Source organism: Ensifer sp. EB106-03-01-XG145, assembly GCF_058792075.1.
Genome location: NZ_JBYTEC010000008.1, coordinates 181,272 through 205,335 on the forward strand (window position 1 = coordinate 181,272; position 24,064 = coordinate 205,335).

Genomic DNA, 24,064 nt, shown 5'->3' on the forward strand with positions numbered 1-24,064 from the left:
CTTTGGATTTTTTTTCACGCCGGCCCAAAATTCTAGGAGGCATCGCCCGCCAGAATTGTCGCCACCCGCATCATGGCGGTGCGAACATGGCGATGTACGGTTGCGACCGAGATGTTCAGGTGGGCGGCGATTTCTTCCAGGGTGTATCCACCGAAGCGGTGCATCTCAAGGGCAACACGAACCTCCGTAGGAAGATCGTCGAGGACGCCGGAAATGCGCCGGATCTCGTCGGTCACCACGGCGATGTCTTCGGGCGTCGGCATCTCGATCGGCATCGACCAGAACGGCGGCTCGTCCTGTTCCTCCCGCGCCTCTATCTTCCGGCGCTTGAGAAGATCGAGGCACAGATTGCGGACGATCCTGTAGAGATAGGCAGGCGAGAGGCCCTGGGAACCATTGTCGGTATTGGCCGGCGCGAAGCGGATGAACGCCTCCTGCACGATGTCTTCGGCCGTCTCACGCGACCCGACGATGCGCGTCGCATAGGCGACCAAAGCGGTACGCTTGGCGAAATAGACCTGATGGCGCGTTTCCATGTCGACCAAGGCGTCTGATCCGAACAAAACAACTTTGATGTGGCGTCCAGCGTCGTTCGCACTGCCTGCCGCGACGCGATCGGTGGACCGGATGGCCAAACGAACGCGACGTCTCTTAGCACGCGTAAATAAACTTGTCTGTAATAGTCATGTTATTTTTCCAGCCAATAGCCTCGACGCCTGGCCGCCGAGCCTGAGCGTCCTTGGCCGGAGACCGTATCCCGTTGCAGAAGCGGAACTTTTCGCTCCGAGGACGATTACCCATCTGAGCGCGAACCGTGTCAACCGGACGCGGCAGGGATGGCGAACATGGCGGTTTTTCCGGTTTCTCGCCATGGCCAACGAAACGGCAGTCGAGCGCCCAACCTGTCCGGTTCGTCTCACTTTCTCATCGAGATTCAAGGCGCAACGCCCGCGCCCCCGCCCTCGACACGCAACTCTCTGACGAGCTCGATCAACGCCCGGAGTTTTGCCGGCACGTGTCGCCGGCCGGAGAAATAGAGGCACAGGCCGTCATAGGGTGGCGTCCACTCATCGAGAACCCGCACCAGCCGTCCGGCAGCGACATGCTCCTGGACCGCATAGTCGGAGAGATAGGCCAGCCCTGCGCCACACAGTACCGCCTCAAGCATCAGCCCGCTCTCGTCCAGAATGAGCCGTCCGGGCACATCGATCTCCACGCTCTCGCCATGACGCGAGAACTCCCAGTGATAAATCCGGCCGCTCGCCATGCGCGCCCGAATGCAAGTGTGATTCATGAGATCAGCCGGTCGCTGCGGCGCCGCCCTCTCCCGGAAATAATCCGGCGATCCGACGACGATCATGCGCGACTGGCGCGTGACTGGCACTGCGATCATGTCCGGCGGCACTGCGTCTGTCAGCCGGAAGCCGGCATCGAAGCCTAGGGCGACGATGTCCACCAGCGCGTTGTCGGTCGCTACCTCCACCGCCATGCCCGGAAAACGCCGGAGATATTCCATCAGCAGCGGCTGCAGTACCATGCGTGCCGCACCGGGCGAGGTGTTCAGCCGAAGCGTCCCCGTCGGCCGCGCCCGGGATTCCGTCACCCTCTCGACGGCACCGTCGATCGCGGCGAGAGCCGGCAGAACCTCGGCCACGAAGGCCTCGCCCGCCGCAGTGAGTGCCACCGACCGGGTTGTCCGGTTGAACAGACGGACATCCAGCCGCTCCTCCAGCGCCGACACGGCATGGCTGAGCGCAGAGGACGACACGCCGAGTTCGCGGGCAGCGGCGCGGAAACCGCCGAGCCGCGCGATCGTCGTCACCGCCTCGAGTTCGGACAGACTGGGTCTCATTGCGCTATTTTCCTCATCAACCTGTCTATGATTGATGATCTTATCCTGGCGACCCTTCCGGCGCATATCCCCTTCATCACAACAGGAAACCGAACGATGAAGATAATCGAGCAGATCTATGTCGACGGCGCTTTCGTGACCCCTGAGGGCAGCGAGCGCTTCGAGCTTTTCAATCCCGCCACCGAAGAGAAGATCGGCGAGGTCCGCCTCGGTGATGCGGAAGACGCCCGCGCGGCGATTGCAGCCGCCAAGCGCGCCTTCCCGGCCATGCGGCGCACGACACCGGCCGAGCGCATCGCCATGCTGCAAGCGCTGCGCGACGCGGTCGCAGCGCACGCCGATGCCTTGCATGAGGCCATGGCGACCGAGTACGGCGCACCGCAGTCCTTCCTCGCTTTCTCGGTGCCGCATGCTTCGCACGTTTTCGAGGTCGCCGCGAAGACCGTGGCTGGCTATACCTTTACCCGGCAGATCGGCAACGCCGCGGTCGTCATGGAACCGGTTGGGGTTGCCGCCGCCATCACCCCCTGGAACAGCAACATCGGCTTCATCTGCACCAAGCTCGCCACCGCAATCGCGGCCGGCACGACGATCGTGATCAAGCCGTCGGAAATGAGCGCCATCCAGACCCAGACTCTGCTGGAAGCGCTGCACGAAGCCGGTCTGCCCCGTGGCGTGCTCAACCTCGTCAACGGCTATGGTCATGTCGTCGGCGCGGAGCTCAGCCAGAACCCTGGTATCGCCAAGATCACCTTTACCGGCTCGACCACCACCGGAAAGACGATCCTTCGAACCGCTGCGGAAAGCTTCAAGCGCGTGACCTTGGAGCTCGGCGGCAAGGGGCCGCAGATCCTGCTCGACGATGCCGATCTCGATCACGCCATTCCGCACGTGCTTGCTTCCGCCTTCCGCAACAGCGGCCAGGCCTGCATTGCCGGCACCCGGCTTCTGGTGTCGGAGCGGAGGCTAGCGGAAGTGACCTCGCGTCTCGCCACCGCCGTCTCGGCATTGAAGATCGGCCCTTCGAGCGACCCGACCTCGGATATCGGCCCGATGGTCAGCGCCAGACAATGGCAGCGCGTCCAGTCCTATATTCGTCTCGGTCAGGAGGACGGCGCAAAGCTGCTGGCCGGCGGCGAAGGTCGCCCGCAGGGGCTCGATCGTGGCTGGTTCGTTCGCCCCACCGTTTTCACCGATGTCACCAACGACATGCGGATCGCGCGGGAAGAAATCTTCGGCCCTGTCCTCAGCGTTCTTTCCTATCGCGGCGAAGACGAGGCGATCGCCATCGCCAACGACACGGATTATGGCCTGCAATCGTACGTTCTCGGCACCGATGCGGAACGCATGCGCCGCGTGGCCGGCCGGCTCGAGGCCGGACGCGTGGTCCTCAATGAGGCGCCGGCAGATGCACAGGCTCCCTTCGGCGGCTTCAAGCATTCCGGCATCGGTCGTGAATTCGGGCCCTTCGGCCTCGAAGCCTTTCTCGAGCCGAAGGCGATCATTGGCTGAGCGATAATCCCCGTGTTTCAGGCGACCTGCGCGCCGACCTTGGGCGCGCTAGCCAACGCGACGGTATTGCGGCCCATGTGCTTCGCCTCGTAGAGAGCCGCGTCTGCGTTTTGCAGCAGCTTTTCAAGCGTCGTCTCAGTCGCAAGCGCCGAAGCGACGCCCAGGCTTGCCGTCACGCACCCATTGCCAAGTCCGCGATGTGCAATGCCGAGCCGTTCGATCGCCGTGCGGATACGCTCGGCCATCGCCAACGCCTGCAGCGGCTCCCGATCCGCCACGAGCACCAGCATCTCCTCACCGCCGAAGCGGAAGACGAAGGAGGCTTCATCCACCGTGTCGCGCATGCATTGCGAGACGGCGCGGATGCAGGCGTCGCCCTCGATATGGCCGTGAACGTCGTTGAACCGCTTGAAGTGGTCGATATCCAGCAGGATCGCCGAAACCGGCGCCAGGCGAGGCGCGTCGTTCCACAGCATCTCGCCAACCCGCGCCAGCGAGCGACGGTTCAACAGTCCCGTCAGTTCATCCCGTTCGGCATTACGCTCAAGCTGGCGGTAGAGAAGGCTGCCTCTTAGCTGGTTGAGGAAATTCTGCCTGTCCTTTTGCTCCAGAAAATAGGCGCTGACCGCCAGGAAGATCGACAGTGTCAGATAGAAGGTGATGATGCCGGAATAGGTGACATCGTCGAAGGCGCCGGTCAGGCGCGTGGTGGTGAAATGGGAAGCGCACAGCAGCGCGAGCCCGATCACGACGGCAAAGAAGCGTGGCCGCAAGGCAATGACGAAGAACAGGAAGGCGGCGGAGTTGCCGTTCTGATAGACGAACAGGTAGGAACTGGCGCTCTGCGTGGCCGCAGCCATCGGCAAGGTGACGCCCAGCACGGCGATCGCCACCGCCAGAACGTCGTAGAGAAGCGCATCCGGCCAGCGGCGCACGGCCAGGATACAGCCGATGACGAAAGGCGTGAACACCAGGAAGCGGACAACGAGCAGCTCGTTGAACACGTCGGGCAGCATCGTACGATCGCCGAAATAGACCAGATCGTAGATGAAAACGCCGATCACGCCCCAGATCACCGCGAGCCGCACACGCTCGGCCGCATATTCCTTGCGGAACAGCGCCTCGATCTCCGGCGAGAATTGCAGATAACGAAAGCCGCGCGCGATCTGGTTCTCTACCTGGTCTAGCGTGGCAACGCCCATTACCAAATTCCCCGGCTGCGGAAGGACTCCAGCAAACTTGCAGAGAAAACTGAATATTCGTCTAAAGTTAGATCGGTTCGCCGCTGTCTTCGGGCACCTTGATCAGGACCGTCTCGTCGGCCTCGATCGGCCTGCCATCCTGTGTGCGGATGTCGAGCTTCACAGGCAGTCCTGTTTCTTTTTCGACCAGCAGGGAATGCTCCTCGCCGGGCTGAAAGAGGTGCCTTTCGCCGAACTGGCGCAAGGCGACCATCACAGGAAAGAGGTCCCGGCCCATCGCCGTCAATTGATACTCGACCCGCGCTTTCGCCTCTCCGACGGGAACCGTCTCCAGAATGCCGCGATCGACGAGCGTGCGTAGGCGCTCCGTCAGGATGTTCTTGGCAATGCCGAGGCTCTTTTGAAAATCGCTAAAACGCCGGAGCCCGTCGAACGCATCGCGCACGATCAGCAGCGACCACCAGTCGCCAATCGCGTCCAGAGATCGCGCGCTGGGGCAGTAGTCTCCCTTGAGGCTTCTGCGCGCCACCATACGAACTCTCCTCTCTCGCGGCCACGAGATTTTGGTTGCATTATGAAACCAAATCGGTATCCATAAATTTGGTTTCATTATTAAACCGAAATAAGGAAGAAGTCCAATGGATGGTGGAGCTGCTGCGGCGTCGATCGACGCCGCAAACGACGCTGCGCGCCCAAATGCCGGAGATGCCACGGCATCACTGTTGACGCGCCCGATGATGACACTCTTTGCCCTCGCCTCTGGCCTTGCGGTCGCCAACGCCTATTTTGCCCACCCCCTGCTGGATGTGATGGCCGCGGATCTCGACCTTTCGCAGACCAGCGCCGGCTTGATCGTCGGCGCGACGCAGATCGGCTACGCGCTCGGCCTGGTCCTGCTTGTTCCTCTTGGCGACCTTTTCGATCGCCGCAAGGTCATCATCATTCAATCCCTGCTTTCAGTGGTCGCACTCAGCTTCGTCGCCCTTTCGGCCAACGCCGAAATGCTGATGGCCGCGATCGCAGCCGTCGGCATGCTTGCCGTCCTGACACAGGCCCTGGTCGCCTACGCGGCCAGCCTGGCTCAACCGTCGGAACGTGGCCGGGTGGTGGGGTTTGTCACCAGCGGCATCGTGATCGGCATCCTCTCCGCTCGCACCGTCGCAGGCCTTCTGACGGATCTCTCCGGCTGGCGATCGGTCTATCTTGCATCCTGTGTCGCAACGCTCTTGATCGCCGGCCTGCTATACAGGTTGCTGCCGCACCAGAGACGGGAAACGAGCAAGCTCAGCTACCCCCGCCTGGTCGGCTCCACCTTCAAGCTGATCTGGGAAGAGCCGGTGCTGCGCACCCGCGGCGTGATCGCCATGCTGATCTTCGCGAACGTGACGACCCTGCTCACGCCGCTTGTTCTGCCGCTGAGCGCACCGCCCTTCTCCATGTCGCATACCGAGGTCGGCCTCTTCGGTCTGGCAGGGATCGCCGGGGCTTTGGCCGCTTCGCGAGCGGGCCATTGGGCCGATCGCGGGTTCGGCCAGACGACGACGGGGATTGCACTCGCGCTCATGCTCATCGCATGGCTGCCCATCTCATTGCTGGATCACTCGATCCTGTGGCTCATCGCCGGTGTGCTCGTCCTCGACTTCGGGCTCCAGGCGGTCCACGTGACCAACCAGGCCTTGATCTATCGTGTCCGTCCGGAAGCCCAGAACCGACTGACGGCAGCCTACATGCTCTTCTATTCGCTCGGCAGCGCGATCGGATCCTCTCTCTCCACGGTCGCCTATACGCATGCGGGATGGAACGGCGTCTGCCTGATGGGCGCGGCGATCAGCCTTACCTCGCTGCTCTTCTGGCTGGCGACAAGACCTACGGGATCCAAGCATGCGGAAGACGCGCAGCGTTGAACGGTTGAGTGAGCTGCGACAGCGCGGACCGAGGTTGGCTCAGCCAACGAGAAGGCCCCGCACGATGGCGGGGCCTCTGAGGGAACGGTCGACCGCCGCTCCTCGACGCTTATGCGGCCGGTTCAAAGTCGGTCGAGAGGGACACGGCACGCCATTGGGCAAGGATTTCTGCGTCCGATGCGTGCTTGGCTTCGATCGTGGCCACCGTGTCGCTGCCAAGCGGCAACCGCACCGGCGGATTTTCGGCATCAGCGAACGAGATCAAGACCTCTGCCAGCCTGTCGGGATTGCCCGGCTGGTTATGGCTGATCTCCTTCGCCTTGCTGCGAACGAAGCCGGCCGTCTCGGCATAGTCCTCGATCTCGATCGGGCTGATGCCGAGTGAGGTCGAGTCGAGAAAGTCGGTGCGGAAGTAACCGGGTTCGATCGCCGTCGCATGGATACCGAGCGGGGCAAGCTCTGCTGCGAGCGCTTCGGTCAGGCCTTCAACGGCAAACTTCGTCGAGCAATAGACCCCGAAGCCAGGGCCGCTGCGATAGCCGCCGATCGACGAGAAGTTCAGGATGCGTCCCGAACGCTGGCGGCGCATGTGCGGCAGCACGGCACGGGTGACGGCCAGCAGGCCGAAGACGTTGGTGCGATACAGGGCCTCGATCTCGGCACCGCTTGCCTCTTCGACCGCACCGAGCAGTCCGTAGCCGGCATTGTTGACCAGAACATCGATCCGGCCAAAGCGGGCGATCGCCTGCCCGACGGCCCGATGCGCCTGGGACTCGTCGGTAACATCGAGCGCCACGGCCAGAAGGTTGGGCTGTTTGCCGAAACGCTCGGCGATCGCCTTCGGATTGCGCGCCGTCGCGACGACCTGATCGCCCTTGGCGAGTGCCTTTTCCACAATGAGGGCGCCAAATCCACGGGATGCCCCGGTAACGAACCATGTATGCATGTGAACCTCCTGTTTGTTTCGCCGCTCCATCGTCGGCGGCTGAGAAGGTTTTACCGCGCTCCATCTGCTGAGATAATCGACTGGATTCTCCTTGAGCTGATGAGTAAGATTCATCAATGAGAACCGTATCGCCTTCCGACCTGTCCTCCTTCCTGGCTTTGGCCCGGCACCGAAGCTTCCGCCGCGCCGCTGACGAGGTCGGCTGCACGCCATCGGCACTCAGCCATGCCCTGAAGGCACTTGAGGAGCGGCTTGATCTTCGCCTCTTCAACCGAACGACCCGCAGCGTCGCGCTGACGGAAGCGGGCGAACTTCTGCTCGCGCGCGTCGCACCCGCCTTCCGCGACATCGAGGATGCGCTTGACGACCTCAACAACTTCCGGGGCGCACCTGTCGGGCGCTTGAAACTCAATGCGGCGCGCGCCTCCGCGAAGATGGTGCTTCTGCCTTTGGTCGCGCGTTTTCTCGAAGCCTACCCGAAAATCAGCATCGAGATCGTCACCGACAACGACCTCGTCGACATGGTATCGGAGGGTTTCGACGCCGGCGTTCGTTTCGGCGAGGTCATCGCGCAGGACATGATTGCCGTCCCGATCGGGCCGCGCCAGCGCACCGCAATTGTGGCAACGCCTTCCTTCTTCGAGCGCTTTCCAAAACCGACCGCTCCCGATCACCTGAGGGAACTCCCCTGTGTCGGACTGCGCTTCGGCAGCGGCCGGCTTTACGCATGGGAGTTTGAGCGCGGCGGCGTGGAACTTCAGGTCGAAGTGAGCGGCCCGCTGATCGTCGACGACCAGGACATGATGGTGGACGCTGCCCTTGCGGGCGCCGGCGTGACCTTCACCTTCGAGGATCAGGTGCTGTCGCTGATAGACGAAGAGAAACTTGTTCGGGTGCTCGAAGACTGGTGCCCCTACTACGGCGGCCTCTATCTATACTACCCCAGCCGACGGCAAATGCCGGCGGCGCTACGCGCCTTCGTCGATTTCATCAGGACTGCGGGTACCGCCTCACCAAGAGTTAACGCGAAGCTGCTTCAGCGACCGACCGCGCCACGGTCGGACCATGACGCCGCCGCTTCCGGCTAAGGCCGGAACAGGCGAAGGTGCCCGACGCGGGACATCCCCTGGCCTACGCCTTGGTTTCCATTGCGGGCGAAATAGCCTCCGCGACGGCCAGCTCGGCCATGGCAAGGGCAGCTTCGCGCGTTGCGGCAGCCGCGATGAAGCGGCCATTGTGGCAGAAGCTTGCGCCCGCGACCCCGCAAGCCGCTTCCAACTCGCCGTTGGTCAGGCCGGCCCAGGCTGCGGGCAGGTCTGCGCGAAGCTCAAAGCCCTCATCTGCCTTGCGGATGCCCGTCAGGCACCAGTCTTTGTCGCGCGGGTGAACGACGAACAACAGGTGATCGGCGCCGGCCTTCACGACGGCCGGACGGAAGGGCATGCCCATCGGCAGCTCGAGAACGCGACCATCCCCGGCTCTAGCGATTTGCTGAAGGACGAGTGCCTCGGCTCTGAGCTTGGCGGTGCGCTGGGCTACGCCGGCCTCGACGAGCGCACGGGCAACCGCCAGGGCGGCCTGAAAGCCGCGATCGTCAGCCTCCTGGCCGGCCTCGTCGAAAACCGGCTTCAAGGTTTCCAAAAGCGCCGGCAGGGTGAGCCCTGCGAGCGGCCCGGCAACGGAAGGGTCGAGCGCACCATTATCCACCAGGTCGACCGGAAGCACGAAGCGTGCATCAAAGGCCGCATGGACCGCCTCGATATGGTCTTCAGGAACGCCTGAAGCGGCGAGATAGTCGCGGCCGTAGTGCTTCCAGATCAGCCCGAACGAACTGTAGGGCTGGCCGTCCTCTCTCAGCGGCGCGCCGCGCTGGTGATGATCGAAAATGCCGGCAGCAGGGTCATACTGGCCACCCACATCGTAGACGATACGGTCTGCACCGGGCCTGATCCATTCCGGAGCCCGACTGCGGATCAGACGAGCCTGCGGGAAAAGCCGTGTGAGGATGACGGTGGACAGCAGTTCGTCGGCATGGAAGCCACCGGAATGGGTAACGAGAAACTCTGGGATCATCCCGATTGGCCTTATGGTTCGTTGAATACGGAGCGCACCACATAGCCATTGCTTGCTGCCACCTCAACCCACCATCGCTCCTTGCCCCGCCTGGAGACCCGCCTGCGTCGCCCGGAGATCTTGGCGGGGGAGGCCCCGAGCGCAGCTACTCCAGATCCATCGTGGTGAAGACCCGGCAGTTGTCCGGCGCAGGCGTAGCACGGCAAATTTCCGCATCGACCAGTTGGCCGACGGGCAGCTGGCCCGTCAACATCAGCTCTAAGGACAATTGATAGGGGTGGAGTTTGCCAGCCGCGTTGCGCAGGCGTTCGGCCAGAGACTGGTAACGGACGCCCATTTCGTAGTAGTAGGCCACGAGCTTGCGGGTATCGGTCTCGTTTCCGGCCAGCATCGGAATGTCTTCGACGATCGTCCCTTCTCCCGCCAGCCGTCGAATGCCGGACGCAAGGACGAGCGTGCATGCCTGCGAGCAGGCTCCAAGCGAAACCGCCTTGCCGATATAGGCGGCCCCCTTGTCGTCGTTTGCGGTACAGTTCTTCTGATCGCGCTGACATCCGAAGAAAATGGTCGTACCCACCGCCACGCTCAGCTTGCTCTTGCGGATGAGGCGGCCGAGTTCCATCGCAGCAGCCATGTCGCCACCGGGCGATCGCAGGACCAATGGCAGCTTGCGGCCTGCGAGCCTCTTCAAGGTTGCCTTCAGCAGGGCCGGCGTCTTCGGACCGATGGTGCCTGCGGCGGAAATCCATTCCGGACATGTCGGCTCGCAACCGGCCTGGTTGGAGCGCACGACGACAAACCGCATCTCCTGCTCAGCCGCCATTGCCGGCCGCTCCATCAACAGGCTTGCGGCCAGCAGACAGATTACCAGCGCAACCCGTAGCAGGCGGGGCGTGGCTGCGCCGACGGGAGAACTCCATATTCGCATTCCGGTCTCCAACCCAAATCCCCTGGTCTAACGCTTCAGGTCCGACATGACGAAAACCCGACAATTGGCGGACGCCGGTACCGTTCTGCAGGTCTCGACCGAGGTCAGCAATTCGACCCCGCCCAGCTGCGTGATCAATTTCATCTCGGTCATCGCGACGGGTTCGATCTTGCGCATATCGGAGGCGGGCGTGATCTTCATCAGATCGATAACCGTGCGGCCGATGCCCATTTCCGCGAGGTAGGCGGTCAACTCGCGCTCCTGCGACTTGGTCATCTCGTAGATCTTGCGGCTGCCGACATTCTTGCGGCTGACGACCTTCTTGCTGGTCACCTTCTTCTTGCCGTTGACGATACGGTACTCCTCCCGATACCGCGTCTGGGTCTGAACGAAGACAGTGGTGATCTGGTGAACGCCGAGATAGGCCCATTGCCCGGCCACTCGGCGGGTTCCGCCGGCGAACATCAGCGGACAGGCCGAATTGCAGTAGGCTCCGCCCGAATAGGCGGTACCGATATAGCGGGCGCCCTTGCCGTCGTTGTCGCGGCAGTCCTTCTGCTGCGGCTGACAACCAATGAAGCGGGTCTTGCCGACCGCCACTTCAAGCTTTCGTGTTCTGATGATCCGCCCCAGCGCCAGGGCAGCGTCGACGTCTCCCCCGGGTGACGTCACCACGACGGGCAGGCGGCGTTTGCCGATGGTTTTGAGCAGCTTCTTGAAGTGCGCGGGGCTTTCGCGAACGATCGTCCCCTCAGCCGATATCCACTCCGGACAGGTTGGCTCGCACCCTGGCTGACCGCTGCGAACCACGAAGAACTGCATGTCAGCGCCGCCGGCCGGCGCCGCTCGAACCGTCGCGGCGGAGGCCAGGAGCCCAACCAACAGACAGACAATGACCACTGAACGCGAGAATACTTCTCGTGGAAATGCCATGCCGATCAAAAAACTGTCCCTCGCCCGACTGTCCCCGCCCCGGCGTTCCAGGTTGGAGCGATCTCGCCCGATCCCTTTTCGCATCAGCGCGGCGCGCGGCCCCCCGCAAATTTCATGCTGCAAATATGACTATCAAAACAAACAGTTCTTTCGCACCTATTGCTGAGATCGTGCGCGGGATGGCGAAAGAAGAAAGAAAGTTGCGTCAGACAATAATGAAACCAACGATAGCATGGAGCCTGAATATAAGGCAACAATCATGGACGCGGAAACGGCTGTCGGCGCGATGCGATCGACCCACCTAAGCCATTGCAGCGAGACGATAGTTGTTCGCGCGGCAGCGATCAGACGCCGAGGGGCTGGATACACCGTCGACGCTTTGACAACATAGGCGCTCAAGGCAGGATTGCGATTCGATGACGATTTTCTTTAAGGCAGCAATTTCCGACGACGTAGCATTCGGAATGATCGAGCGGTGTTTTTCCGATCCGGACGACTATGACGGCTATCTCGATATCTTTGGCGATCACACCGAGCGGACCGTTTCATGGAGCAAGGGCAGGTCGGTGGACGAGTTCAAGGCGGAGATAACCGAAGCATTGCGATCGGCCTGGGAAAGCGCGCGTTTCTGGCAGGTATACGAACGGCGGGAAGACCGGGACGATGCCGGAACCAATGAAATCCGGCGCGCTGCCATCAATCTGACGCGCACCTATGGCGGCGTGATCGTGATCACGTTGAGCCTGCTTGGCAGACGCAGCAGCACGCACGATCTCGAACTGGTGTTTGTCTGCTTCCAGGAAGATGCCCAACGCCGGAATTTTCGCGTGCGCTACGACGGAAAATTCATTCCCGCCTGACGCCTTGCGTGGTGCAAAAAATAGCGTTTCTCCGACCAGGCCCTGATCGGCCGGCGGCACGCTTGCCGATCAGCCACACCTGGCAAGCCTACTTCAGGAAAGCCCGGAAGCGCCGCATGGCAAAGGCGAAGAGGATGGCGCCGATCAGCAGCAAGGCAAGAAGCTGCGGCCAGACTACGTCCAGACCGGCATCGCGAAAGAGAACCGCCTGCGCCAGAATGACGAAGTGGGTGTTCGGCGCCGCCAGCATGATATTCTGGATGATCTCGGGCATGCTTTCGCGCGGCGTCATGCCCCCGGACAGGGCCTGTAGCGGCAAGAGCACAAGCATCAGCAGCAGACCGAACTGCGGCATGGAGCCGGCAATCGTGGCAAGCAGGATGCCCATGGAGGTGGTCGCAAAGAGCTGCAGGGCCGTTGCCAGCAGGAACAGCGCGAACGAGCCCTGCACCGGAACCGCAAGCGCGCCCTTGACGACGACGATCAGCGAGACCGCCGAGGCGAGCAGCACCACGAGCCCCATCGACCAGACCTTGCTGACCATGATTTCGAACGGGGTCACAGGCATGACCAGGAGGTGCTCTACCGTCCCGTGCTCGCGCTCGCGGATGAGGGCGGCACCCGTGAGCACGATCGACAGGATGGTGATGTTGGTGATGACGTTCATGACTGCGCCGAACCAGCCCTTGTTGAGCTCCGCATTGAAGCGGGCACGCAGAACCAGATCGACCGGCAGTTTCTGCTCGCTGCGGTGTCGGTCAAGGAAGCCCGCGACCTCGCCGGTGACGATCTGCTGGATGTAGCCGTTGCCGGAAAAGGCCTGGCTCATGCGCGTCGCGTCGACATTGAGCTGGATGGTCGGCGAGCGACCGGCCAGCAGATCCGTCTGGAAATTCGGCGGGATATCGAGCGCGAAGGTCTCGAGCCCCTGGTCCATGCGGCGGTCCATTTCCGCCGGCGTGATCATCTGCGGCGGCACGAAATAGGGCGGATAGAAAGCCGTCGAGATCCGCGTCGAAACCGGCGAGCGGTCCTCGTCGACGATGGCGATTGCCGCACGGTTCAGCGTTTCCGGCATTGCGGTCGAGCCCGTATAGACCGAGAGCGTGAAGGAATAGACGATCAGGATCAGCAGGATCGGATCGCGCCAGAGCCCCCAGAGTTCCTTGATGCCGAGATGGTAGATATGGGACAGGCGCATCGTTACCTCGCCTGTTTCTTGAGGGATAGCGTGCCGATCGCGAGCAGCACGGGCACGGCGATCAGCATCGGCACGAAGGCGCCACCGAGATCACCGAAGCCCAGAGCCTTGGAAAAGGTGCCGCGGGCGATCGTCATGAAATGTGTGGTCGGGTAGATCTGGCCGATGAAGGCACCCGCCCCTTCGAGCGAGGAGACCGGATCGATCATCCCGGAATACTGGATTGCGGGAATGAGCGTCAGGATCGCCGTGCCGAAGATCGCAGCGATCTGGCTCGACATGAAGGTCGAGATGACGAGCCCCATGGCCGTTGCCGCCGAAACGTAGATCAGCCCCGCGGCCGTCCAGGCGAGCAGACTGCCGGTAAACGGCACTCGAAAGACGAAGATCGCGAATGCCGTCAGCAGCACGAAATTGAGCATCGCCAGGGCAACATAGGGGATCTGTTTACCGATCAGGAATTCGAGCCGCGTCACCGGCGAGACATAGAGGTTGACGATCGACCCCAGCTCCTTCTCGCGCACGACGCTGAGCGCCGAGAGCATCGCCGGGATCAGCATCAGCAGGAGCGGGATGACCGCCGGCACCATCGCAACGATGCTCTTGACATCAGGGTTGTAGCGGAAACGCGTCTCGATCTTGAAGCTGCCGGTGGTCGCAGCCGCCCCATAGCGTTCGCGGATCTTTCCGGTCAGCCAATGGGCGTGCAGTCCCTGCACATAACCCTTGACCGTTTCGGCACGGCTCGCCATCGCACCGTCGATCCAGGCGGCAATTTCAACCGTATCGCCGCGCGCCGCATCGCGGGCAAAGCCCGGCGGGATCTCGATTGCCAGGCTCAGTTCGCCGTTGCGCATGCGCCGGTCGAGATCGGCATAGTCGGTGATCGGATCCTTCTCGATGAAGTAGCGCGAACCGGCGATTTCGAGAATGTAGTCGCGGCTCGTCGTCGTCTGGTCGCGGTCAAGCACTGCGAAGGTCAAATCCTCGACGTCCATGTTGATGCCGTAGCCGATGACGAACATCAGGATGACCGTGCCGATCGTGGCAAGCGTCGCGCGGATGGGATCGCGCACCAGTTCCAGCGCTTCGCGGCGGGTATAGCTGAACATCCGCCCGACGTCGAAAAACCCTGACTTCGGAGGCCGTTTGGTCTCGGCCGATCGTTCGGCGACCGGCTCCAACGGCGCCTTAGCCCTGACCACGGCGGGCGCCGGCTGCTTTGCCCCGGCGATCGCCTCTTCCAGATAGGCGATGAAGGCCTCCTCCAGCGTCGAGGCGGACCGGCTTTTCATGATGCCGGCCGGCGTATCGCTGACGAGCACCTTGCCCGCATGCATCAGCGACATGCGATCGCAGCGCATCGCCTCGTTCATGAAGTGGGTGGAGATGAAGATCGTCACCCGATCGTTGCGGGAGAGATCGACGAGGATCTGCCAGAAACTGTCGCGCGCCACGGGATCGACGCCGGACGTCGGTTCATCGAGGATGAGGATATCGGGTGAATGGATCAGCGCGACCGCAAGCGAGAGCCGTTGGCGCACGCCGAGCGGCAAGGCGTCCGGCAAGGCCTCCATCACATCCGAGAGATCGAAGCGCTTCGCCAGTTCCTCGATCCGTTTGGGAATGCTGTCCGCCGCCATGCCGAACAGCTTGGCATGCAGCTCGAGGTTCTGCAGAACCGTGAGCTCGGTATAGAGCGAGAAGGCCTGCGACATGTAACCGACGCGGTGGCGTACCTCCATGTCACGCGAGTCGACCTCGCGGCCAAAGAGTTTGGCCGTCCCTTCGCTGGCGGCAAGCAGGCCCGTCAGCATCTTCATCGTCGTCGTCTTGCCGCAGCCGTTGGAGCCGAGGAAGCCGAAGATCTCGCCGCGGCCGATGCGGAAGCTGACATTGTCGACGGCAACGAAATCGCCAAAACGCATGGTGAGGTTGTTCGCCTCGATGGCGATGTCGTCGCTCGCACCTTCGGGGCGCGGTGGAATGACGACGTCGTGGTGTTCGCCCCTGATCTCCTCGGGAAGCAGCGCGATGAAGGCGGCGTCGAGCGTGTCGACGCCGGCCTTTTCCAGCAGTTGATCGGGCGTGCCCGTTGCCAGCACCCGGCCCGCATCCATTGCCACCAGCCAATCGAAGCGCGCCGCTTCTTCCATATAGGCGGTCGCCACGATGACGCTCATGCCCGGCCGCTCAGTGCGGATGTCGTCGATCAGTCCCCAGAATTGCCGCCGCGACAGCGGATCCACGCCGGTCGTCGGCTCGTCGAGGATCAGGAGATCGGGATCGTGGATCAGCGCGCAGCAAAGCCCGAGCTTCTGTTTCATGCCGCCGGAGAGCTTGCCCGCCGGACGGTCGGCGAAAGGGGCAAGCCCGGTGCTTTCAAGCAGGCTGGCGATCCGCCTCTCGCGCTCCTGGCGATCGTGGCCGAAGAGCCGGCCGAAAAAGTCGACATTCTCAAAGACGGAAAGGGTCGGATAGAGGTTCTTGCCGAGGCCCTGCGGCATGTAGGCAATACGCGGGCAGGTCCGCCGCCGATGGCCGGCATCGGCAATGTCACCGCCAAGCACCTCCACGCTGCCCGCCTGTACGGCGCGTGCGCCGGCGACGAATGACAGCAGGCTCGATTTCCCAACGCCGTCGGGCCCGATCAGCCCGGCCATGCAGCCCGAGGGTATGTCGAGCGTCACGTCATCCAGCGCCTTCGTCTTGCCATAGGAAAGCGTGACGGTGCTTAAGCGAACCACGGGCTCTGCCGGCGGCAGGCCGGCCCGATCGGGGGCTGCCATCACTGCACCAGCGTGCCGGTCTGGCTCGCCGGCCACTCTGCATTCGGATCGACTTTCACATAGGCGACGCCCGGAAGACCGGTCTTGACCATGCGGATATACTTCTTCAGCAGCTCTTTCGGGATCTGCGCCTTGATCCGGAAGGTCAACTTCTGCCGCTCTTCGGCCGTCTCGACCGTCTTCGGCGTGAACTGGGCGACATCCGCGACATAGGAGACCTTTGCGGGAATGATGTATTGCGGCGCCGCGTCCAGCACCAGCCGGACATCGCTGCCGATCGACAGGCGGCCGGCCTGATCCGTGGGCAGGAAGAACGTCATATAGACATCGCCGAGATCGACGAGATTGAGCACGCGACCGCCGGCCGCCAGCACTTCGCCCGGCTGGACCACACGATACTGAATACGGCCGTCGCGCGGCGAGACCAGGGTGCTGTCGTTGATGTCGGCGATGATGCTTTCGACCGAAGCCTTGGCCGCTTCGACCGAGGCTTCGGCATCGACGACCTGGGATTTCGCCGAATTGATCGCGGCATTTGACGCGGCCAGTGACGCTTCCGCGGCACTGGCCGCAGCGCGTGCGCCCTCGGCGGTCGCCCTGTCGTCGTCGAGCACCTGTTGCGAAACGGTGCTCGTCTTCACGAGTTGCTCGGACCGGGCGAGCCGCCGTTCGGCAGCGTCCAGTTGTGCGCGCCGCTGCGCGAGGACAGCCTCGGCCGCGGCCTTTTCCGCTTCGCGCTGCGTGACCAGGTTCTTCGCCGCTTCGACGCTGATGATCGCACGCTGCTGCTGCGCTTCGGCCTGCCGCTTGTGCGCTTCCAATTGCACGGTATCCATCTGGGCGAGCACCTGGCCGGCAGTGACGAAATCGCCCTCATCCACCAGGATCTCCTTGATCCTGCCTGCCGTCTTGGTCGAGATATCGATCTCAACTGCTTCGATGCGTCCGTTGCCGCTCGCGATCCCGGCGGGCAGCGCATTGCGATCCATGTTCTGCCAGACATAGTAGCCGCCCGCGAGCGCCAGAATGACCAGACCAACCAGGAGCCAATTCTTCCGGGCTTTTTCCATTTCAGCGTCCCACCATCAAAACGGACCACGAGAATAGCCCGCGACCACTCAAACACAACCGGGAATAGGCCCGAAGGACGAAGCTGCCGCATTGACTCATGTCAATTGCGGGTCAGGCGCCTTGGTGCCAAATGCCGGGTTGTTATTGGGGATCTGCGGCGGTTGATCGCTTGGGATGGTGAGGCCCGTCCTCGCCGTTCGAGCAAACGGGACCTCTGTTCAGTACGCGCTCGGTCGGACTATCGGCCAGTGCCGTGGCCGTGTGGCCTACCGCGCCAGCGCCACGCGACGTCCGCTGACGGGCTGTTCCAGAACATCCATCTGCACGTCGTAAATCCGCGCCAGCTCTTCCGGCGTCATCACATCGTCGGGCGTGCCTTCGGCGATGAGGCGGCCGGAATGGAGCGCCATGATGCGGTCGCAGAAACGCGCGGCCATATTGATCTCGTGCAGTACCGAGATGATGGTGAGGCCCTTGTCCCGGCAGAGGTCGCGGGTCAGTGCCAGCACCTCGAGCTGGTGGCCGATGTCGAGGGCGGAGATCGGCTCGTCGAGCAGCAGGCAGGTGGCATCCTGGGCGACGAGCATGGCAAGCCAAACGCGCTGGCGTTCCCCGCCCGACAGACTGTCGACCTCCCGGTTGACAAACGGCTCGATGCCGGTGACCTCGATCGCCTCTTCGACCTTCGCCTTGTCGGCCGCCCCGAAGCGGCCGAGCGCGCCGTGCCAGGGATAGCGGCCAAGTGCGATCAGTTCCCGGGTAAGCATGCCGGGCGCTGGCGGCGTATTCTGCGGCAAATAGCCGAGCCGGCGGGCGAAGGCCCGCGTTCCCCAGTCCGCAAGCGGCTTTCCTTCGAAATCGATACGCCCCGCGGTCGGCGCGAGCTGTCGTCCGATTAGCTTGAGCAGCGTCGATTTGCCGGAACCATTATGGCCGATCAGCGCGATGGAATGCCCGGCCAGGATCTCCAACGTCAGCGGGTGCAGCAGGTTGCGCCCATCGATCGCAAAGCTCACATCATGGAGCGCCAGAACGGCCTGGTCGCGGGCGATGGGTGGAGTTTCAGTCGCGTGGTTCTGCATCTTTTCGTTCCGGGCAGGATCGCTGGACCTGCTGTTCGTCTCATCGATAGATATCATTGACGGCAAAAGGTCGAGGCATTGATCGGGCAGGCTGTGCCGCATTTCTTCAGGCCGTCGAGCTTATAGCGGATGCAGCAGACCTTTCGCTGGAGACAGGCACCGCCCTCGGCATCCGGGACCGTCTGCGTCAGCCGAAAAAGGGGATGGTCCGCAGCCATCAGCGCCTCTATCTCGCGCAAGCGCGCCGCGACATCGGAGGGCATGGCCTCCTGTGACCAAAGATCATCAACATGACGGCAGGCGCGGCAAAACGCGAAGGACGCATTACTCCAGTGCACCCGTTCGGACGTGCCCGTCACTTTCGCCATCCGCACGATCAAAGGTCGCACATTGTCGTCGACAATCCGCCGCAGGCGCGCGCTCAACGGAGCGGGAGCCGCGCGTTTCAGCACGAACCGGACGGGCGTCGCCATATCGGATAGGCCGACCTGAACGTCCGACAACTTCATCGAAAACCAGATGTCGTGAACGAGGCCATAGGCGATAACGGGTCTGAGCAGCCGGCCGAAATAACCCTGCGTCCATAGCGACGCCGCGGCCCGGCGATCGCCCGGCCCCCACCGCCGCAACAGTCCATCCAGTGCGTTCGCAACCGGCCCTGGCTCGAGAATGCTGTCCAGGCTGACGAGATCATCGTCTTCAGCCGGCACAGCGTGGCACAGGGCTGCATCCGCGAACGGAATCGGAAGCACCGGAAGCTGGTTCACCATCATCTGTGCCGTCCCAGAAGCCAGATGAGGTAGGGCGCGCCGACGAGGGCAGCAAAAAGGCCGAGCGGCAGTTCGTAGGGGAAGGTCGCCGTGCGGGCGCCGAAATCGGCAAGGGCCATCAGGATCGAGCCGAGCAGGAACGAGCCCGCCAGGTGCTGCGGCGCCGTGACAAGACCGGCGCGCAGGACGATATGCGGCGCGACCAGCCCGACAAAGCTCAAGGGCCCGACAAGCAGGGACGCCGCGCCGGTCGCAGCACCTGAAAGAAGCAGGAGAAGCACGCGGCTCAACCGCACCGACAGGCCGAGCGACAGGGCGATCGACGGCCCGAACGGCAGGATCGTCAGCCAGCGGCTCAACAGCAGTGCGGCGGCCAGGACGAGCAAAGAGAAAATACCGAGGAATATTGCGGTCGCCGGCGTTGCCGTGGATGCCGAACCGCCGAGCCATGAGAGAATTTGCCAAGACCGCTGATCACCGATCGCCAGCAGCGCCGACAGGACGGCCGAGCTGAAGGAACCGACCGCCACGCCCGCAAGCAGCAGCTTTTCCGGCGGCAGATGCCGGCGGCTGGCAAAGACCAGCACCGCCAGCATGGCAATGAGCGCGCCGAGCCCGGCGCCAGTGAAGACGACGACCGTGCCGCCATCGGGCGCGAATGTGAGCGCTGCGGCAAAGCCAAGGCCGGCACCGCCGCTGACGCCGACGACCTCGGGGCTGGCCATCGCATTACCGGTCATGCGCTGCAGGATCGCGCCGGTCACGGCGAGCAGGCCGCCGGCCGCTGCAGACGCCAGGAGCCGAGGCCATCTGAGCGGTGCCAGGTCGAGCGTTTCCGCCCAGCTCAGGAACTTCCAGCCATGTCCGGACGGCCCGACGAAGAATGCGATCGCGACCAGGACCGGCACGAGAACCAGAAAGGCGGCAAATGCTGTTTTCAGATTGCCGCGATGAACGTTTTCGCGCCCCTCATGCGGTACTTCCATGCTGCGTACCCGAGGCAGAAGCCAGAGAAGCAAAGGACCACCAACGAGTGCGGTGACCGCGCCCGTCGGGAAGTTTTCGCTCGAGGCGCGCGCAAGTGTTTGCACGATGCCGTCGCAGAGCCAGAGGAAAAGCGCTCCCGCAAGCGGCGACAGCGCGACGATCGCCGCCGGTCGGCGGGCGCCGCAAGCGCGCACGAAGGCCGGGGCGGCAAGACCGACGAAGCTCACCAGGCCAACCGCTGAAGCGACGAAGCCGGCAAGCGCCGTGGCGATCGCGGCAATCGCAAATCGGATGCCGCCGAGATTGACACCCAGGCTGCGCGCGCTCGTGTCGCCAAGCCTCAACACCAGCAACGGGCGGATCAATAGGCCGGCAAGCAGGCCAAGGAGCACCAACTCCAGGCCAAGGCTTTGGAACACTGACCAGTCCTGCTGGCTGAGCGATCCGCCGTTCCAGGTCACGAGCGACATGAGGTACTCGCCCCGCGCGAGCGTCATCGCTGCGGACAAGGCTGCGGCTGTCACCCCCACAAGCAGGCCGGAGACCACCATCGTCACCGGCTCGAAAGCCCGGCGCCAACCGAGCGCGAAGACGATCGCCGCTGCCCCGGCGGCGCCGGCGAGCGCGACCAAAGTTCGGTGGCCATCGACGATCTCAGGCACATAGAGCGTCGCCGCGACGATCGCGAGCTGGGCGCCTGCCGAGATGCCGAGGGTCGATGGATCGGCGAGCGGATTGCGCAGCAATTGCTGGAGAAGCGCGCCGGATAGGCCGAGTGCGGCGCCCGCGACCAGCGCGACCGCCGCCCTCGGGAACAGGCTATAGGCCAGGATGATCTTGTCGAGCGTGAGTTCGGCGGGAGGGGCCAACAGGTCTCCCCATTGCGCAAACGGGACCTGGCTCGATGCGGCCAGCGCGAAGAGCATGAGGCCGGCGAGCAGGCTGGCCGACAGGAAAGACCATGCCCGCATCGTCATCCGCGCCGGTCCCCCGCAAGCATCGCCTCGACAAACAGGCGCGCAAACCGCAGGCCCGCAGTAACACCGCCATAGGGATTGACGTTGGCGAGCTGGATGACCCGCCCCTTGCGGACCGGCTCCAGCGAATTCCAGATGATGCTCTTTCGAAGGCCGCTGCGCGCCTCCACCGGCACCTCGGACACGATGACGATGCGCGCATCGGGATCAGCCGCCAGGTTTTCGATCGGGACGGGTGCCGCAAAGGTGAAGCGCGAACGATCCGTCCAGGCATTCGGCAGCCCGAGCCGGGCGAGCATGTCACCGAACATGCTGTCGAAACCAAAGACGCGGACATGCCGCGCGTCGCCGATGTTGACGATATAGGTGGACCTGTTCGCGAAGGGAGCGATCGCATGCCTGGAACCTTCGATTTCGCCGGCTATCTCCTTCAGCAGCGCCTCCGCCCTGTCGGAGCGTCCGAGACGCTCGCCGAGTGCCTTGACCGCTACGAGCGCCTTTTCGAAAGGCGGCTCGCCCCGCACGTAGAATGGCAGGGAGAAAAGCGGCGCGATCCGGCCGAGCGCCGCCTCGTGGCGCACATAGAACGGCGAGATCAGTATGAGATCGGGCTTCAGGAGGTGAAGCAGTTCGAAATTGGGCGAGCCGCGCAATCCGAGATCGACGACATCTGCAGGTAAGTCGGGCTCGACGGCATCGCTTCGAAACTGAATGAGCTCCGTCGCGGCGACCGGGGTAAGGCCGAGCGCGCACAGCGTCTCCAGCATCGCCCAGTCGATCGCGGCTATGCGCAAGGGCGCGCCGGCCCTGGCCGTCGGCGCGGCGAGCAAAAGCGCCGCGCCGAGAAGCAGCTCCCGGCGACTGACAAAAGGACCCAATGTCCGCTCTCTCAATTCGCTACCAGCTATAGGTCAGCTTCCCCATGAACGTGCGGCCGTCGCCGTAGTAGCAGCCGAAGGAACTGCAGTTTGCGACATAGTCCTTGTCGAAGAGATTTTGAACGTTGAGCGACGCCTTGTAACCATTCTTCTTATAGGTGAGCGCGAAATCGGCGAGTACGACCGAGTCCAGGTTGAAGGTGTTGGCGCTGTTGCCGTAGCGCTGGCCGACATAACGCACGCCCGCCCGGACGCCGAGACCTTCGAGCGCCGTATCCTCCTGGAAAGTGTAGTTCGCCCAAAGACTCGCCATGTGTTCCGGCACGTTTTCGACGCGATTGCCGTCGTCGGCGCCCGCAGCGATGCGAGCATCGGTGTAGGTGTAGGCCGCCCGCAGATCGAGCCCTTTCGTTATGCTCGCCACGCCTTCGAGTTCCAGGCCGCGGACATTGACCTCACCGATCTGCGACGAAATGCCGGCGATGGTGCGCAGCACATTCTGCTGCTTGAGGTCGTAGACGGCCGCCGTGAAGAAGCGGTTCCAATCCGTGGGTTCGTATTTCACGCCGAGCTCGACCTGCTCGCCCGAAGTCGGCTCGAAAGGCCTGCCGTCCAGAGCAGCGCCGATCACCGGCTCGAAGGACGTCGAGTAGCTGACATAGGGCGCAATGCCATTGTCGAAGATATAGCTGAGGCCGGCCCTGCCGGTCAGTTCGTGATCGTCCTGGTCGAGCGGACGGGAAACGCCTGTCAGTCCATTGAGCGACGTGCCCGAACTGCTGGTCCAGTCCTGCCTGAGGCCCAATGTTGCCCGCCAGCCTCCGAGCGCCAGTTCGTCCTGAACGTAGACACCAAGCTGCGAAAGTTCGCTGTCGACAGTCGTATCGAGCGTCGGCGCGATCAGCCGGATCGGTCCGCCGTAGCTTGGCGAACGCACGTCGAGCGGTGTCGCCTGGAAGAAGGTCGCTGCAATGCCTGCAGCTTCCCGGCGTGCGCTATGTTTCACTGGCGCGAAACCGCGTCACGTCGGACCTCGCGGTCGCCTCTCGCAAGGTCGAAGGCTCGGCGGCCGTGCGCGCCTTCGTCGCCCACCACCGGGCGCGCTACGCGCGAGGCGCCTAGGGCTTCGCGCAGGCCTTCGCGGATGGCGGCGCGCGTCCGCAACATCAGAGATGCTGCGGATGGCGCGGATCATCATGCGGCTTCAGAAGGAAGCGACGAGCCACGTCGCGATAGCCGCGATAGACGAGGCCGCCGTTGATCGCCAGCAGCGCACGTCTGTGCCGGCGATAGAGCGCCGGGATCTGGTACCACGGAATACCCGGCCGCTGGTGATGCAGCACATGCAGGTTGTTGTAGAGAAACAAGAGACCGAAAAGCGGCGTGTCTTCGACGATCGCCGTCCGTTCCTCGTGATGGCCGGCATAACGATGTTCCGCATAGGAGCGAAGCCGCGTCAGTGCGGCACCGACATAGACGAAGCCGAAAAGGTAGAGCCAGAGCGGCATGCCGCAGACCGCGACGACCCAGGCGAGCACGATGGCGACGCCTGCCCCGTGCGAGAGCCAGATCCTTGCCCGCTCCCTGTCACCCCGCACGATCAGCACCAGTTCCTGTGCGAGGAAGCTCAGGATCATGACCAGCGGCCCGAGCGTCAGCCGACCGAGCAAAGTCGTGTTCCACTCTGCAAGCTTCCGCCCCACCTTGCCCATGCCTTCCCGGCGGCCCGGGTGAAATAGGAGGACTCCGGATCCTCGATCGGATCCGTCAGATGTTCGTCGCGATGGTGGACGAGGTGGCCTTCCAGATAGATCGCATAGGGCAGCCAGAGAGACAGCGGCGGCCATCCGATCGCATCGTTGATACGCTGATTGCGCGTCGGGTGCCCGTGAATGACCTCATGCTGCAGCGAGCCGTGCCAGGCAATCAGCCAGCCGCCAAGACCGATCACGAGGACAATCGGAAGCGACTGCCAGAACCAGGTCAGAGCGAGAAAGCCACCATAAATAGCCACGACCAGCGCTATGGTCTGCCATTCGACGCGGGCGATGGCAGTTAGGTTCGATTGTGGGGGCAGTGCATCAGTCGACATGCGGTCT

General features: G+C 63.1%; 20 protein-coding genes and 1 pseudogene. 4 read left to right on the plus strand and 17 right to left on the minus strand.

From position 1 onward, the window contains the following. Positions 1-32: 32 nt before the first annotated feature. Positions 33-536 (minus strand): RNA polymerase sigma factor, encoded by a 504-nt coding sequence (locus tag AC3WWH_RS20120; protein ID WP_058322159.1) that lies wholly within the window; start codon positions 534-536, stop codon positions 33-35. A gap of 398 nt (positions 537-934) precedes the next feature. Beyond that, a complete protein-coding gene (locus AC3WWH_RS20125; RefSeq protein ID WP_058322096.1) occupies positions 935-1,852 on the minus strand; it encodes a LysR family transcriptional regulator in 918 nt (305 codons plus the stop codon). Positions 1,853-1,948: 96 nt separating this feature from the next. Between AC3WWH_RS20125 and AC3WWH_RS20130 the strand changes: the two genes are divergently transcribed. Further along, positions 1,949-3,364 (plus strand): aldehyde dehydrogenase family protein, encoded by a 1,416-nt coding sequence (locus AC3WWH_RS20130; protein ID WP_058322095.1) that lies wholly within the window; start codon positions 1,949-1,951, stop codon positions 3,362-3,364. 17 nt (positions 3,365-3,381) lie between these two features. On the opposite strand, the gene AC3WWH_RS20135 is transcribed toward AC3WWH_RS20130, so the two are convergent. Then, complete coding sequence (locus AC3WWH_RS20135) at positions 3,382-4,566, minus strand: GGDEF domain-containing protein (RefSeq protein WP_058322094.1); 1,185 nt, start codon at positions 4,564-4,566, stop codon at positions 3,382-3,384. 67 nt (positions 4,567-4,633) lie between these two features. Then, positions 4,634-5,098 (minus strand): winged helix-turn-helix transcriptional regulator, encoded by a 465-nt coding sequence (locus tag AC3WWH_RS20140; protein ID WP_058322093.1) that lies wholly within the window; start codon positions 5,096-5,098, stop codon positions 4,634-4,636. 106 nt (positions 5,099-5,204) lie between these two features. On the opposite strand from AC3WWH_RS20140, the gene AC3WWH_RS20145 reads away from it, so the two are divergent. Next, on the plus strand, positions 5,205-6,470 hold the full coding sequence (locus AC3WWH_RS20145; protein ID WP_058322092.1) for an MFS transporter: 1,266 nt from the start codon (positions 5,205-5,207) through the stop codon (positions 6,468-6,470). A gap of 109 nt (positions 6,471-6,579) precedes the next feature. Here the strand turns inward: AC3WWH_RS20145 and AC3WWH_RS20150 are convergent, their stop codons facing one another. Next, the gene (locus AC3WWH_RS20150; protein ID WP_058322158.1) at positions 6,580-7,416 is read right to left on the minus strand and encodes an oxidoreductase; all 837 of its coding nucleotides are present in this window, start codon (positions 7,414-7,416) and stop codon (positions 6,580-6,582) included. 116 nt (positions 7,417-7,532) lie between these two features. Between AC3WWH_RS20150 and AC3WWH_RS20155 the strand changes: the two genes are divergently transcribed. After that, entirely contained in the window at positions 7,533-8,504 is a 972-nt protein-coding gene (locus tag AC3WWH_RS20155; protein WP_063891466.1) for a LysR family transcriptional regulator, read from the plus strand. A 43-nt stretch (positions 8,505-8,547) separates the two neighbouring features. Here AC3WWH_RS20155 and AC3WWH_RS20160 read toward each other — a convergent pair whose 3' ends face one another. From AC3WWH_RS20160 to AC3WWH_RS20170, 3 genes are all read right to left on the minus strand, one after another. Continuing rightward, a complete protein-coding gene (locus AC3WWH_RS20160) occupies positions 8,548-9,489 on the minus strand; it encodes an MYG1 family protein (protein WP_492377190.1) in 942 nt (313 codons plus the stop codon). Positions 9,490-9,634: 145 nt separating this feature from the next. Continuing rightward, positions 9,635-10,417: a hypothetical protein gene (locus AC3WWH_RS20165; protein WP_156433071.1), complete on the minus strand. Its 783-nt coding sequence runs from the start codon at positions 10,415-10,417 to the stop codon at positions 9,635-9,637. Between the two features lie 27 nt (positions 10,418-10,444). Further along, positions 10,445-11,473, minus strand: coding sequence for a COG3904 family protein (locus tag AC3WWH_RS20170; protein WP_156433070.1), 1,029 nt, complete (start codon positions 11,471-11,473; stop codon positions 10,445-10,447). Between the two features lie 293 nt (positions 11,474-11,766). Here AC3WWH_RS20170 and AC3WWH_RS20175 point away from each other — a divergent pair, with 293 nt between their 5' ends. Continuing rightward, positions 11,767-12,210, plus strand: coding sequence for a hypothetical protein (locus tag AC3WWH_RS20175; RefSeq protein ID WP_057255277.1), 444 nt, complete (start codon positions 11,767-11,769; stop codon positions 12,208-12,210). A gap of 88 nt (positions 12,211-12,298) precedes the next feature. On the opposite strand, the gene AC3WWH_RS20180 is transcribed toward AC3WWH_RS20175, so the two are convergent. The 9 genes and pseudogenes from AC3WWH_RS20180 to AC3WWH_RS20220 form a co-directional block, all read right to left on the minus strand. Next, a complete protein-coding gene (locus tag AC3WWH_RS20180) occupies positions 12,299-13,411 on the minus strand; it encodes an ABC transporter permease (protein WP_058322088.1) in 1,113 nt (370 codons plus the stop codon). Positions 13,412-13,413: 2 nt separating this feature from the next. Continuing rightward, on the minus strand, positions 13,414-16,200 hold the full coding sequence (gene rbbA / locus AC3WWH_RS20185; protein WP_058322087.1) for a ribosome-associated ATPase/putative transporter RbbA: 2,787 nt from the start codon (positions 16,198-16,200) through the stop codon (positions 13,414-13,416). Next, positions 16,200-17,270, minus strand: a complete 1,071-nt coding sequence (locus tag AC3WWH_RS20190) for an HlyD family secretion protein (RefSeq protein ID WP_058322086.1) — start codon at positions 17,268-17,270, stop codon at positions 16,200-16,202. The genes rbbA and AC3WWH_RS20190 overlap by 1 nt, the downstream gene beginning before the upstream one ends. 267 nt (positions 17,271-17,537) lie before the next feature. Next, positions 17,538-18,353, minus strand: a complete 816-nt coding sequence (locus tag AC3WWH_RS20195) for an ATP-binding cassette domain-containing protein (RefSeq protein ID WP_058322085.1) — start codon at positions 18,351-18,353, stop codon at positions 17,538-17,540. 53 nt (positions 18,354-18,406) lie between these two features. Further along, entirely contained in the window at positions 18,407-19,126 is a 720-nt protein-coding gene (gene fhuF / locus AC3WWH_RS20200; RefSeq protein ID WP_082640772.1) for a siderophore-iron reductase FhuF, read from the minus strand. Then, positions 19,123-21,087, minus strand: a complete 1,965-nt coding sequence (gene fhuB, locus AC3WWH_RS20205) for a Fe(3+)-hydroxamate ABC transporter permease FhuB (protein WP_058322083.1) — start codon at positions 21,085-21,087, stop codon at positions 19,123-19,125. The genes fhuF and fhuB overlap by 4 nt, the downstream gene beginning before the upstream one ends. Beyond that, positions 21,084-21,965, minus strand: coding sequence for an iron-siderophore ABC transporter substrate-binding protein (locus AC3WWH_RS20210; protein WP_373419863.1), 882 nt, complete (start codon positions 21,963-21,965; stop codon positions 21,084-21,086). Before AC3WWH_RS20210 ends, fhuB begins: the two co-directional genes overlap by 4 nt. A 19-nt stretch (positions 21,966-21,984) precedes the next feature. Then, complete coding sequence (locus tag AC3WWH_RS20215) at positions 21,985-22,971, minus strand: TonB-dependent siderophore receptor (RefSeq protein ID WP_058322081.1); 987 nt, start codon at positions 22,969-22,971, stop codon at positions 21,985-21,987. A gap of 160 nt (positions 22,972-23,131) precedes the next feature. Beyond that, positions 23,132-24,057, minus strand: a pseudogene (locus AC3WWH_RS20220) (fatty acid desaturase). Between the last annotated feature and the right edge of the window lie 7 nt (positions 24,058-24,064).

Excerpts from the sequence above, each read along its gene's own strand:
- AC3WWH_RS20150 (WP_058322158.1), bottom strand. The coding sequence starts at position 7,416 with ATGCATACATGGTTCGTTACCGGGGCATCCCGTGGATTTGGCGCCCTC.
- AC3WWH_RS20155 (WP_063891466.1), top strand. The coding sequence starts at position 7,533 with ATGAGAACCGTATCGCCTTCCGACCTGTCCTCCTTCCTGGCTTTGGCC.
- AC3WWH_RS20195 (WP_058322085.1), bottom strand. The coding sequence starts at position 18,353 with ATGCAGAACCACGCGACTGAAACTCCACCCATCGCCCGCGACCAGGCC.
- AC3WWH_RS20175 (WP_057255277.1), top strand. The coding sequence starts at position 11,767 with ATGACGATTTTCTTTAAGGCAGCAATTTCCGACGACGTAGCATTCGGA.
- AC3WWH_RS20160 (WP_492377190.1), bottom strand. The coding sequence starts at position 9,489 with ATGATCCCAGAGTTTCTCGTTACCCATTCCGGTGGCTTCCATGCCGAC.
- AC3WWH_RS20180 (WP_058322088.1), bottom strand. The coding sequence starts at position 13,411 with ATGCGCCTGTCCCATATCTACCATCTCGGCATCAAGGAACTCTGGGGG.
- AC3WWH_RS20140 (WP_058322093.1), bottom strand. The coding sequence starts at position 5,098 with ATGGTGGCGCGCAGAAGCCTCAAGGGAGACTACTGCCCCAGCGCGCGA.
- AC3WWH_RS20190 (WP_058322086.1), bottom strand. The coding sequence starts at position 17,270 with ATGGAAAAAGCCCGGAAGAATTGGCTCCTGGTTGGTCTGGTCATTCTG.
- AC3WWH_RS20145 (WP_058322092.1), top strand. The coding sequence starts at position 5,205 with ATGGATGGTGGAGCTGCTGCGGCGTCGATCGACGCCGCAAACGACGCT.
- AC3WWH_RS20135 (WP_058322094.1), bottom strand. The coding sequence starts at position 4,566 with ATGGGCGTTGCCACGCTAGACCAGGTAGAGAACCAGATCGCGCGCGGC.
- fhuF (WP_082640772.1), bottom strand. The coding sequence starts at position 19,126 with ATGATGGTGAACCAGCTTCCGGTGCTTCCGATTCCGTTCGCGGATGCA.
- AC3WWH_RS20165 (WP_156433071.1), bottom strand. The coding sequence starts at position 10,417 with ATGCGAATATGGAGTTCTCCCGTCGGCGCAGCCACGCCCCGCCTGCTA.
- fhuB (WP_058322083.1), bottom strand. The coding sequence starts at position 21,087 with ATGACGATGCGGGCATGGTCTTTCCTGTCGGCCAGCCTGCTCGCCGGC.
- AC3WWH_RS20125 (WP_058322096.1), bottom strand. The coding sequence starts at position 1,852 with ATGAGACCCAGTCTGTCCGAACTCGAGGCGGTGACGACGATCGCGCGG.
- rbbA (WP_058322087.1), bottom strand. The coding sequence starts at position 16,200 with ATGGCAGCCCCCGATCGGGCCGGCCTGCCGCCGGCAGAGCCCGTGGTT.
- AC3WWH_RS20120 (WP_058322159.1), bottom strand. The coding sequence starts at position 536 with ATGGAAACGCGCCATCAGGTCTATTTCGCCAAGCGTACCGCTTTGGTC.
- AC3WWH_RS20130 (WP_058322095.1), top strand. The coding sequence starts at position 1,949 with ATGAAGATAATCGAGCAGATCTATGTCGACGGCGCTTTCGTGACCCCT.